This window comes from Methanobrevibacter sp. (assembly GCF_045646045.1).
GTDB lineage: Archaea > Methanobacteriota > Methanobacteria > Methanobacteriales > Methanobacteriaceae > Methanocatella.
In genome coordinates, this window is the sequence record NZ_JAZRJY010000013.1 from 1 (window position 1) to 11,830 (window position 11,830).

The 11,830-nt window shown below is 30.7% G+C and carries 2 protein-coding genes; one reads left to right on the forward strand and one right to left on the reverse strand.

The genetic code is table 11. The features are described from left to right. A partial coding sequence (dltA, locus tag ACKI5C_RS00905) for a D-alanine--poly(phosphoribitol) ligase subunit DltA (protein WP_407431111.1) occupies window positions 1-10,149 on the reverse strand: 10,149 nt, incomplete at its 3' end. Window positions 10,150-10,683: 534 nt separating this feature from the next. Here dltA and ACKI5C_RS00910 point away from each other — a divergent pair. Beyond that, window positions 10,684-11,712, forward strand: coding sequence for an NOG1 family protein (locus tag ACKI5C_RS00910; protein WP_407431113.1), 1,029 nt, complete (start codon window positions 10,684-10,686; stop codon window positions 11,710-11,712). The last annotated feature ends 118 nt before the right edge of the window (window positions 11,713-11,830 follow it).

An 11,830-nucleotide genomic window follows, 5' to 3' on the forward strand; every position in this document is an offset into this window, starting at 1 on the left:
AGCAATAAAAGCACATTCACCATAGGAATAAGAAACATCCATATAAGATACAAGCGTACTCTCAGGATTACTGGATAAATTATCATTAAATGCATCTAAAATATCTTCATAAATTAAAGAATGCTCAGTATCGTTATAACTGTCTAAAAGAGCAATATCGCTATCACTGATGTAATTAATCTCACTTAATTTATCAACATTTAAAATCTCATGTAAAATTATTTTAAATGATTCAGCAAAACGTTTAATAAAGTCATTTGAATACTTGGATGAATGTGTTATGCTTAAATTATAATTATTGCCTTTTTGAATAACTTCAACAATAAAATCAGCAATTAAATTACCAATATTATTTAATAAATCAGTATTTACATCTTCATCATCGTCATTGCTATTTTTAACCCATTCAGGCATGAACTGGAAAAGAATATCTGAATTAATATCATATTTACTAGCCAATAATCTAAACGGATAGAAATTATTCATCATCACGCCATAAACCCTATCAGACATATACTCCAAGAAAGAACTAATATCCTGATTCTTACAATCCACCAACAAAGGCAATGTATTAACAAACATACCAATAGAATCAAAATTACCGAATCTGTCACGTCCATTTTCAGCAATATTAAACAGTACTTTTTCACTGCCTACAAATCTGGATAAAGTATATGCAAACACAGCATTAAATAAAATATTTTCATTAACGTTATACTTTTCCAAAAATGAATTAAATAAACCATGATTCAAATCCAGACAAGTTGTTAAATGACCTGAATTATCAGATAATGCACTATCTAACAAAATGCCCACTTCATCACTATCAGCCAGGAGTGAATCAAAGAATTCTTCTGCTTCAAAGTAATCATCACTGTTTTGTATTTGCTGATTAAAAGCAGAAACTTTTAAAAATGAATCATCAACATCTATAAATTCACCACACAGAATATTTTCTAAATCACGTTTAAATACACTATCTGAAGAACCATCAAAGATAATGTGGTTGAAAACGGCCAATAAATTAAATTCGTCATCAGATTCCACAAGTAAAAATCTGCATAAATTATCATGTAAATCAAATGATTTTGTTAAAAATTCAGTAATGAATCCGTCATCAACATCAGATTTAACAGTAATCTGAGGTTTTAACCCTTTAACTAAATAAGGAACCTCAAATTCATCACTAACACACATTCCTAAAATTGGATGTACATCCAACATTTCATTTAAAGCATTGATGATTGATTGAGAACTATAATTCTTGGAAATTTTCATGGAAAGAGGAATATGGTAAGAATCCTCTTTTTCGTTAGCAACAATATCCAAATAAACATTTAATTGAGGTTCATTTAATGGACAACCTGAATCAATAGAATAGGTATCAAAATCTAGTGAAATATCAATGATGTTATTTGCGATTGCATGGGGTGTGCGTAAACTTAAAATATCTGCTGCAGAAATATTGTAATCCTTAAGGAAGGTCAATACTTTAATTGCCGCTAATGAATCACCACCAAAACTAATAAAATCATCATAAATACCAATATTTTCCTGATTAAATACCTTTTCAAATGCATTGACAATTTCTTTTTCAGTTTTGTTACTAGGAGCAACATATCCTGCACGCAAAACATCCAAATCAACATCAGGCAGAGCATGTTTATCAACTTTAGCATTAACAGTCAAAGGAATACTGTCCAATCTAATTACAAATGATGGAATCATATAATCCGGTTTGTATTCCCCAATATAAGAACCGATGGACTCTTTAATTGAATTATCGTCCATTTTTTCGTTCAGCACCACATAAGCAACTAACTCCTCATTAGTACCGTTTTTAACAGTTTGGACTGTAACATCATCCACATAATCCAAATCACGAATTACTGCTTCAACTTCTGATAACTCCACACGGTTTCCTCTGATTTTAACTTGGCTGTCACGGCGACCTACAATACCCAATGTGGCATCAGGCAACATCCTTACCATATCACCAGTACGATACAATAAGCCATAATCATCATTGTCATCAAATGGATTATTTATAAATGATGCTTCTGTTTCTTCTTCACGATTCAAGTATCCCTGAGCAATCTGACTTCCGGACAAGTATAATTCTCCAACAGCACCAATAGGAACTCGTCTATATTCATCATCCAGGATATAGACTTTAGTATTGTAATTTAAGTGTCCTACAGAGGATGAATTTATTTTATGTGAATTTTCTATCGATGAAATAAATGAAAATGCTTCAGTTGGACCAAATCCATCGACTAAAATATAATTGCCTTTATTTTTAAAATCACCTAATGTTTCCCCACCAACAAGCAAGACTTTTAATGAAGTTTCATCTACATTCTGCATAAAAAGTTTGGCTACCTGTGTAGTCATCATAGTATAGGTAATATTGTGCTTGATGTAATATTGATTTAATTTATCCATGTCCAATTTAATATCTTGAGGAATAACAGATAAGCAAGCTCCTGAATAAATTACCTGACCAATTGCCAAAGATCCCGCATCAAAACCAATTGTAGAAAATAAACCGTAAACCTCATTACTGTCAAATGCATATTTGCTAGCAAAAAATTCACATACATTCAAAACGGATTTTCTGGTTACTTTAACTCCTTTAGGAACACCCGTAGTACCGCTGGTGTATAGGATACATGCCAAATCACAATAATCAACAGGCAAATAAGATAATTCACCAATTTTTCCTTCAAGGATATCTGATAAATTTAAAATAACGGCATCATATGACAAATCCCTTACACGTTCGTAAGTTTCATCGCTTGTGATAATTACTTTAGATTCGGTGTCGTTTAATATGAATTCCATACGTTCATCAGGAAGATTATCATCAAGGGGAACATAAACAGCACCTGCAGACATAATACCTAATACACAAAACATATATAATTCAGACCTTTCAACTAAAAAGGAAACATTATCCCCAACATTAACTCCCGAATTCTTTAAACTTTCAGATATCTCATTGGAAATAAAAGCACTTTCAGCATAGGAATATGACTTATCCATATAAGATACAAGAGCATTGCTGGAAAATTTAGTTAGATTAGCATTAAATGCATCCATAATATCATCATAAGCCAGATCATGATCATTATGGTTAAATTGATTTAAAAGTTCCAAATCATCATTTGTAATGTAATTAATTTCACATAAGTCATTAACATGAATCATTTGTGATAAAATTAAATTAAATGATTCGGCAAAAGATTTTATCATATCTTGAGAATATTTGTTTGAATATTGAATATTTAACTCATAACCACCATCTTTTTGAGATACATCAGCAGCAAAATCAGTAATTAAATCAATATCCTGATAAATTTCATCTGAAGAGTTAATATCTGAAATCCAATCCGGTTTGTACTGGAAAATAATATTGAAATCAATATTGAATTCATTTGCCAATAATCTGAATGGATAGTAATTATATTTCATTGCATCATACATCAAAATAGACATATTGTCAATGAATGAAGAAATATCCTGATTTTTACAGTTAACTAACAGAGGCAAGGTATTTACATACATTCCGACAGCATCAAAATTGTTAAATCTATCCCTTCCGTTTTCAACAATATTGAATAGAACTTTTTCACTACCAATATAACGAGATAATGTATAGGCAAAAGCGCTGGTGAATAAAACATTTTCACTTATGGAATATTTATCCAAAAAGGAATAAAGCAAGTTTAAATCCACATCCAAGTTAAAATGAATCATGCCTAGCCCATCATCCACTACACACTCCAATAAAGATGGAATTTCTCTACTGTCGGCCAGCATATTTTCATAAAATTGTTTGGCTTCAATGTAATTGGGAGTGTTTGCAATTTGTCTGGTAAAATCTGAAACTTCCAGAAATGACTCATCAACATCAACAGACCCTCCGTCAAGAAGTGTGAATAAATTATTTTTAAATACGTTAGCGGATATTGCATCGAAAATAATGTGGTTAAATGCAGCGAAAAGAGAATGACAGTTTCCATTTTCGGTGATTAAAAATCTGCATAAACTTTTTTCCAAATCAAATGCTTTTGTTAAAAATTCATTAATGAAGTCTCTGTCATTTTCATACAGGATAATCTGCGGTTTTAATCCTTTCACCAAATAAGGAACTTCAAAACTGTTATCAACACACATGCCTAGAATAGGATGGGCATTTAGAAGTTTATCTAAAGCTTCGACAATATCTTGAGAAGAGTATTTATCTGAGATAGTGATTTCCAGCGGAATAATATATGAGTCGACCTTATTATTTGAAATAATGTCCAAGTATACATTCAACTGAGGTTCGTTTAAAGGACATCCCTCGTCTAAAGAATAAGAATTCAATTCAAACTGCAAATTATTATCTATACTATTTGCAATTGCATAAGGAGTACGTAATTTTAAAACATCAGCTGCAGTAACATTATAATCTTCAAGATAAGACAGCAATTTAATTGCAGATAGAGAATCACCGCCAAGACGAATAAAGTCATCATGAAGACCTATTTTTTGATTGAATACTTTTTCGAATGCCTCTACAACATATTTTTCTGACTGTGTTGTCGGTGCAACATATTCCGTCTGCAAACTGGCAAAGTCAATTTCGGGCAAGGCACTCTTATTGACCTTACCGTTAACATTTAAAGGAATTGCATCCAATTTAATTACATATGAAGGAACCATATAATCCGGTTTGTATCTTGCAACATGGTCCCTGATTTTATTTTGAAGAGTATCATCATCAATTTCGTCTTTTAGGACAACATAAGCTACCAGTTCATTATTTGTATCTTTTTTAATTGTCTGAACAGTAACATCATCAATATAGTCCAATTCACGGATTACCGAATCCACTTCCAGCAGTTCAACTCTGTTTCCTCTGATTTTTACCTGACCGTCACGACGACCAATAATTGCTAATGATTCATCAGGCAGCAATCTAACCATATCTCCAGTACGATAAATTATATTATAGTCTTCGGATTCATCGAATGGGTTGGCGATGAAAGATTTTTCTGTTTCATCGTCACGGTTTAAATACCCGTCAGCAATCTGATTACCTGCAATGCATAATTCCCCTACTGCACCAATAGGTACGCGTCTTGATTCTTGATCTAAAATATATACTTTAGTATTGTAGTTTAAAAATCCAATGGAGGAGGAATCAATTTTATCTGCATTATTTATTGATGAAATGAAGACACATGCTTCCGTAGGTCCGAATTTATCTATCAAAGAGTAAGCATTTGGATTTTCAATTGCACCCAGTTTTTCCCCACCGACAGATAATACTTTTAGAGAAGTGTTGTCTGTGTCCCTAATAAATAGCTTGGCTACCTGCGTATTGATTAAGGTATGGGTAACATTATGTTTTATGAAATATTCATTCAATTTTTTCATGTTAAACCTTATGTCTTCAGGAACAACTGTTAAACATGCTCCTGAATATAAAACATTACTTATGGCCAGTAATGCGGCATCAAAACCTATTTTAGAATACATTCCATAAACATCTTTATCACTCAAGAAATATTTGTCCCTGTAAAATGAAACCATGTTGAGAACAGATTTTCTGGTGATTTTAACACCTTTAGGGATACCTGTAGTACCACTTGTATATAAAATACATGCCAAATCACTAGAATTAACATTCAATTTGGTTAATTCAGAGATTTCTTTCTTGACAATGTCAGATATGTTTAAAACAATACCATTATATGATAATCCTTTAACACGTTCATGAGTTTCATCACTTGCGATGACCACTTTGGACTGGGTATCTTTTAATATGAAGTCTATACGTTCGTCGGGATGTGCGTCATCAAGGGGAACATAAACTGCACCGGCAGATAAAATACCTAAAACGGACAGGAGATAGAGTTCTGACCTTTCAACTAAAAATGAAACATTATCACCTAATTCAACATCAAGATTTTTTAAAGATTTAGCAATTTTATCTGCAATAAAAGCACCTTCAGAGTATGTGTATGAATTATTTTTATAAGATACAAGTTTATTGTCGGGATTTTTGGAAAGTTTATCATTAAATGCCTCTAAAATATCATTATAATTTAAATCATGTTCTGTAAGATTAATTTTATCCAAGACAGCCAAATCATTATTGGAAATATAATTGATTTCGCACAGTTGCTTTTTATTTAATAATTCCTGAAAAATAGATTTAAAGGAACATATGAAACTTTCAATCGTTGTTTTCGAAAATTTATCTGAAAAAAAAGCTCTAATTCCAAAGTTCCCATTTTCTAAGTTGAAAACATAAAAAGACAAATCCCCAACACGGTCATGTGATAACTCTTCAGTGAAAAGATTTTTTTGTGAATTTAAAAAAATATCATGCGAATATTGGAAAAAAACACTAGAATTTAAATTATATTTATTCACCAAATCCCGATAAGGATAAAAGTCATATTTCATAGCGGAAGTAATTAATTCATTGGAATAATCTAAAAAGGATTTGATGCTTTGATTTTTACAGTCCAGTAATAATGGCAATGTACGCACAAACATTCCAACAGAATCAGATAAATCAATATGGTTTCTGCCGTTTTCAACTAAATTAAACAGGACTTTTGATGAACCTGTGAATCTGGATAATGTATAAGCAAAGGCACTTGTGAGAAAATGGTTAAGAGTGATTTTATACTCACTTAAAAAGGAATTTAAATATTTATTATCAATGATTAATTCATCCCAATATTCATTTTCAACCAAATCATCTGTTTTGACTGAAGCCAAGAGTTCATGTGCATCATCACTATCTGCTAATAATTTATCAAAGAATTTTTCTGCTTCATCCATACTTGAAGAGAGAATAGATTCTTCAAATGAAATCTGTCTTAAGATACCGTCGTCAATATCAAAATCATCTGATGCGTCTAAAATTTTTAAAAATCTGCTTAAAATAATATTGAGTGAAGTACCGTCAAAAATCAGGTGATTGAAATCCATACATAGAAAAACTGATTCGTTGTCGTTTTCAACAATTAAAAAACGTGACAGATACTTGTCCAGTTCAAATTTCCTTACAAAAGACCCCACATCACTCTTTGACCCTTTAATAATTTCAGGTTCTGCATCAAATTTAAGGGAAGGAATTTCATTTTCAATAACTACACGGGATTTTAAAATAGGTAAAACATCAAACAATTTCAATATGGAATCATATATTTTATCTGCTGAATATGAATCTTTAAATTTAATTTTAAATGGATTATTATATGAAGTTCCCATATCTTTAACCTGTTCATCAAGATAAACGTTCAATTGGGATTCGGATAAAGGACAGATGCCAGAAAAATCGTATTTTATTTGTGGAGAAGAATAAATATTCAAATCAAATTTAATGTGATTTGCTATGTTTGATGGTGTGGATAATTCCATTAATTTGTTTGAAGCAATATTTACATCCATTTCATCATTTAAAACTCTCTGCAATTCCATTGCAGATAATGAATTTCCCCCCAATGATACGAAATCATCATCAAATAAAATAAAATCAGTTGAGAGGACTTTTTTAAATGACCTGATAACATGATTGAGAACATCATCCTCATATTTTTCAACATAATCTTTCGAAATGTGCTCTTTTAGAGCGGATTTATCGATTTTACCATTAATATTTAAAGGAATTTCATCCAGTTCAATGTAAATTGACGGAAGCATATAATAAGGAAGCTCATCTTCAAGAGCTTTTTTCAAAGTATCGCTTTTGAAATCGCCCTCTACAGTATAATATAAAACAAGATTATCCTTTTCCACATCCAGAAAGACATCATCTATTGAATCAAAGCGATTAATTATATTTAAAATTTCACTAGATTCTACACGAAAACCTCTTACAGACAACTGGTCGTCCAAACGTCCAATAATATTGATATTTCCATCAAAGTCATAATATCCCAAATCTCCCGTACGATACATCCTTTGATTAGACTTACCTTCACAAAAAGGATTATCAACAAAAGATTTGCTGTTTAACCAGTCATTATTGACATAACCAGAACTGATATAAGAACTGGAAATGCAAATTTCGCCGGGAACGCCTATAGGAACCTGCATATTATTTTCATCTAAGATATATGTCCATGTATTTGCAACAGGCCTGCCGATTGGAATTTTATCATCCAAATCATTTAAATCATAGACATTGCTTATTGCAAAAATTATTTCGGTTGTTCCGTAAATATTAACCAGTTTTGTTTTATTTGAACTCATTGACAGTTCGTTTAATTTTGATCCTGCCAAAACCATATGTTTTAAATTGATATCATTATCTTCAAAAATAGGATATCCCACTGCCGTAGGTAAAGTCAGTTCACACATAGGTATGTTTTTTAACACATCAAGCAGCAATAATGTATCCTTTCTTTCATTTTCATTAAATATTCTGCAGCCCAGTCCCAAATACAATGCCCAGTAAAGACCAAAAGAGGCAACAAAACTAAAACTTGCATAACATCCTATAACATCATCACTTTCACAGTTAAAAATATCCTTATATGCAATAGCAATTCCGCTAATCTGTTTATTTGAAATTTTCACGCCTTTTGGTAAACCAGTCGTACCTGAAGTAAACATAATGGCAAACAAAGCGTTGCTTTTTGCCAAAATATCAACCGGCTCATTACAGTCACTTCCCAAATCATCAATGTAGATAATTTCTGCATTAAAATCATGCAAATGAGACAATTCCCTAGTGGTAATGATATGTGTGGACTGGGAAATATCCAACATGTGATTAATACGTTTTTCGGGATAATCCAAGTCGATTGGAACGAATGCCGCACCAATCTTATTTATTGCCAAAACGATTTGGGGAAAATGATAATTTCTGGGTAAGAATAATGCAACAGATGTGTTTGGAAAAATATTATACTCATTTCGTAAAGTATAAGCAATAGAATTGCTTGAACGTTCCAGTTCCCCATAAGTAATCTTATTTACCCCATCATCAATAGCAATATTTTCAGGAAACTTCAAAGCATGATTTCTAAATGAATGTGACAATGATTTATTTTCATCAACATCAAGAGATTTGCCTTTAGAAAACTCAGAAATTAAAGATTTATCCATATCTGATAAAATATCAATATCTTTACAAAGCAGATTCTGTGATTCCAATACATTATTCATTAAAAATTCAATATTTGAAAGCATATGATCAATATAAACATCAGAAAATAGATCATCATTATAAAGCAATTCCAATGAGTGGCTGAAAACATTTATTGTTATGGCTGAACCTTCACCGTTTCTTATGCTGACATCATCCAGACTGGAAAAATCAAAAATCGAATAATATGATGCAGCATCAATATAATTTTCAACATCAAGCATTGTATGTCTGGAGATATCCTCATAATTCATACATACATTATCCAGATGACTGGAAAATGAAATATCCTCAAGATCAACATTTAATAAAGAAGAATAACCAAAATATTTGTCTGAAACGGAAGTTTTAAACAGACATCCTTTAGTGTTATCTATACGGGACAAATATAGGGAAAAAATAGCTGTTATAAAGTTGAATTTTGAAATATCATTTTCAGTTGAAAAATCAGGCAGCTTAATTCTTTTACTTGAATAATTATCCGATTTTACATTATAATATTTAACATTAGGCAAGGAATCTGAAAGGTAATTTTTCCAAAAGTTTAAATCCTTTTTATAATCTGGTCCGAATAAATATTCTTCCAAATAATCGTAATGATGTATGGCATCAAAGTGTATTTCCTTAATATCACTGAAAAATTTATAAAAATTGTCAATTAAAGAGTAATCAAAGATGAGAGAATGAATATTGGCCAAAATTATAAACTTATCTTTAACTTTTAAAACAAGAAATTTAAACAAAGAAACATCAACAAAATTATCAAATGAATAAGCAAAAAATGAATCCATTTCCTTTTTTATGTCAGACGGATTTTGATTGGAAACATCTTTAAATTCATATATTTTTTTATTTTCACATGTATAATGATTAAAATTATTATCAAATTGAATATTTATTGATTTGGCTATTTTATCAAATTTCATATCCAAATCATTAAATGAATTCAAATGACATTCAAAACTAAATTTAATTTCATGTCCTCCCATATTAATACACCATTGGATAAGTATTAAAAAGAAACTATGTTAAAAATATATATATTAATCATGATTAATTATATTATTATTTATATTTAAATTTGTATATGGTGACTATCGAAACATCATTATGTTGTTGATTTTCTTGGTTTTCAATCCAATAATTTCCTTTATTGAATATCTGATTAATTTTTCCTTTTCTGATTATATATTTTTCTTTATATGCCTTTGGTATTGTTCCTCCAGCATAATTTTCAGTTGGAATATTACTGCTATCTAAACGATGATTATATGGAAATTCAGAATATTATAAAAATTTAATTTATGTGTGTTTCACCAACAGACAAATTGGCAGACCCACACAACATATCTTAATAGTGAATATTAAGTAACATGTTGTTCAATTGAATAACTTACAATTTTATATAATGATTAACTTTTTGAATCTGACATTATCCACAAATTTAATTAACCAACCAAATCTAAACTATAATATAGAAATATTGAAAGAATAATAATTAATTGATATTTTAAGTGATTACAATGATGATACCAACGATACCGACCCCGGATGAAATATTGGACAAGGGTTTTAGCAGAGGAAAAAAAGCTGCAGATTTGCTTAGAACACAAAAAATCCCCAAACATTTAAAAGGTAAAAAGATTGAAGAAAGAAGAGTTGTTACTGCATGTCAGGTGATGAAAGATAAATTGAAATCAATAATTGATGCAGTACCGGAAATTGAAGAATTGCATCCATTTTATCAAGATTATATAGATATTACAGTTGGCGTAGACTCAATGAAACAGGCATTGGGCGCACTTAACTGGGCATATGGTATCTTAGCTCAATTAGAAAGAGAATATTCCAATAAACTTAAAAGAAGTCCTTCAGAAAGAGCAAGTACTATTCAAAGAGAAGCTTATGGGAGAATTGCTTCTGTCATAAATAAAATAGAGAAGGATTTAGATTTCCTGGACTTTGCAAAAGCAAGCTTAAGAAATATGCCGACAATAGATTTTGATGCAATAACCATTGTAATTGCAGGATTTCCAAATGTAGGAAAATCTACACTTTTAAGACAGATCAGTGGGGCAGATCCCCAGGTAGCTAACTATCCATTTACAACAAAAGGAATTCAAATAGGCCATACCGAAAGACATTGGAAAAGTATCCAAATTATAGATACACCAGGATTATTGGATAGGCCGGTATTGGAAATGAATGATATTGAAATGAATGCGATTGTTGCACTTGAACATCTTGCTGATGCGATTTTATTTATTTTTGACGGATCAGAAACTTGTGGATTCCACTTAGAAAGCCAATATAATCTATTAAAACAAATTGAAAAAATATTTAGTGAAATACCAATAATTTACCTGTTCAATAAAATGGATATTGAACAGGATGAAGAATATATTAATCAATTTGTAGACAATCCCGAAAATACATTATTCATATCAGCACTTGACGGTGAGGGTATAGATAAAATTAATGAGATAATCGACACTATTGAAAAAATTGATAGAACTCCAGAAGTTGATGAAGAAGAATTAGACTATTATTAAAAGTAATATTTATATACGTGTATTGATAATCTATAATCAAACATATAGGGAAAAAGTGTATAAGGAGTGAAAATTATGGAAGAAAAAGATGTCCTTGAAGAAAAAATAAACGAAAGAA